The sequence below is a fragment of the Dyella marensis genome, from assembly GCF_900112865.1.
GTDB classification, from domain to species: Bacteria; Pseudomonadota; Gammaproteobacteria; order Xanthomonadales; family Rhodanobacteraceae; genus Dyella_D; species Dyella_D marensis_A.
In genome coordinates this window covers 1-2,302 of record NZ_FONH01000044.1, presented here as the reverse complement: position 1 = coordinate 2,302, position 2,302 = coordinate 1, and the positions used below count along the sequence as shown (strand labels likewise).

1 protein-coding gene is annotated in these 2,302 nt (G+C 65.6%); it reads left to right on the top strand.

All coding sequences use genetic code 11. The features are described from left to right. The first annotated feature begins 207 nt into the window (after positions 1-207). Positions 208-2,184 (top strand): S1 family peptidase, encoded by a 1,977-nt coding sequence (locus BM172_RS21930; protein WP_231504172.1) that lies wholly within the window; start codon positions 208-210, stop codon positions 2,182-2,184. The last annotated feature ends 118 nt before the right edge of the window (positions 2,185-2,302 follow it).

Sequence of the window (2,302 nt, the reverse complement as noted above, 5' to 3'; positions counted from 1 at the left end):
ACGGAAACTGGATTCCGGCCTACGCCGGAATGACGAGCAAAGAGGGCGCCGCAACGACAACAAGCTCCGGGGGCCCCGGGGGCACGCCCCCAACCCCCATTCCATGCCAAGATGCCGCCCATTCCGTCGTGAGCAGGATGCCCGGAGGGGGTGCCGGCGACGGATGTCACGCGCGGGAAATGTATGCGTAAAACGATGCGGTCGCTGATGGGGGGCGAAGGACTCGCCCGAATCCTGGCCTGTGGCCTCGCGCTATGGCTCGCCGCCGCGGCGCCAGCCACCGCCGCCAGCCTGGACGCAGCCCTGCTGCCCAAGATCCAGGGCGCCACTTTCGAAGTAGTCGCCGCCAAGCCGGCGGATGATCCGCTCACCTACGAGAAGCCGCTGCCGCTGGACCTGCTCCCCTTCCAGGAGCGCACCGACAAATACCACTCGATCGGTACCGCCTTCGCCATCGGCAAGAACCAGTTCGTCACCGCCGGCCACGTGCTGCTCACCGGCGTGGACAGCCTGTGGGGCGCGCCCTCGCTGCGCGACGCCAACGGCAAGATCTACCCGATCGACAAGATCGAGAAATTCGACCTGCGCAAGGACTTCGTGGTGTTCACCGTGTCCGGCACGCCGGGTCCGGAGACCCTGGACGTGGACACCAAGCCGGTGCTCAACCAGGAGGTCTATGCGGTGGGCAATGCGCTCGGCACCGGCGTGGTCATCCGCGATGGCCTGTACACCTCCGACACGCCGGAGCAACAGGACGGTGCCTGGAAGTGGATGCGCTTCTCCGCCGCGGCTTCGCCGGGCAACAGCGGTGGTCCGCTGCTGAACAAGGAAGGCAAGGTCATCGGCGTGGTGCTGATGAAATCCGCCAACGAGAATCTCAACTATGCGCTGCAGATGGGCGAAGTGTTGAATGCGCCGGCGCAGGCGGTGATCGACCGACGCCTGCCCTATCGCTTCGACATCTTCAGCACCACGCTGAGCAACAACCTGAAGGGCCAGTTCGCGCTGCCGCTGGGCGTCGGTGAATTCTTCAAGCGCTACCAGTCGGTGTTCGACGGTTTCGTCGACAGCCAGCTCAAGGAAATCCTCGCCAAGGATCCGGACAAGCTGTTCCCGCGCGGCGAAGGTTCGGACCAGCTGCTCTACGGCGCATCCTGGCTCAACACCGTGCCGGGCCTGATCGTGCGCAACAGCACCGGCGAATGGGGCCTGGTGGAGAAGGACGGCAACCGCATGTCGCTGGCCGCCAACGGCTATGTGCAGGCGGGCGTGTCGGGCCACAATTTCCTGATGCATCTGCGCCGTCCGGACACCCTGCCGGCGGCCAAGCTGTACGGCGATCCGCTCGCGCTGGCCGAGCAGCTGTGCAAGATGGGCATCTTCATGCGCCCGATCGGCTCGGAGCAGGTGCGCATCACCTCGCTGGGCAAGCCGACCACCGACACCGTCTATACCGATCATTCGCAGCGTCGCTGGCAGCTGCGCGTGTGGGCGATGCCGTTCGCGAATACGCGGATCATCACCTACTCGCTGCCGGTGCCGGACGGCTACGCCATCCTGATGCGCTTCGCCGCGGCCGACGACAGTTACGACAATCTCGCCGACATGCGCGCGCTGCTCGACTACATGTCGGTCGGCTACGAGGGTTCGCTGGCGCAGTGGAAGGACTTCCTGAAGAACACCTCGCTGCTGCCGGACGCGTTGAAGTCCGTGCGCATCGAGGCCGATTACCAGCAGCGCTTCAGCTACAGCTCCAACCGCGTGGCCTTTTCCGTCACGCCGCAGCTGCAGAAGATCGAACCGGAAAGCACGCTCACCTTAGGCATGGGCTTCGTGCCCGACCACGGCAAGGTGGTGTGGGACGTCAACGCCATCTCGCTGCGCGCCAACCCGCAGGAGGCCGACCGCCTGCACATCGAGCGCAACGTGGCGCCGCCGGCCAGCCTGGACGACGACGCCAGGAGCTACTGGGACAAGCTGGTCAAGCGGCGTCATCCGTACGAGGCGACGGCGTTCGCCTCCGACGGCGAGACGCGCATCGGCGCGCCGGCCACCGACGCGGGCACCAAGTCGCCGGCGGTTATGTACTCGGTGTTCTACGCGATGGCCGGTTCGCAGGCGCAGGACAGCATGAAGCCGAAGCTGGACATGGTGATGAAGGATCTGAAGGTGAGCGAGCAGTAAGGCGGCTCATGCGTGTAGCCCCTCTCCTACCCGGAGAGGGAATGGGTGAGGTCCGGGCGAAGCGCAAGAGTGATGTGCACCGCTCCGCCCGCACCCTCATCCGCCTGCCGGCACCTTC

Coding starts and splice junctions, on each gene's coding strand:
- BM172_RS21930 (WP_231504172.1), top strand. CDS start 208: ATGGGGGGCGAAGGACTCGCCCGAATCCTGGCCTGTGGCCTCGCGCTA.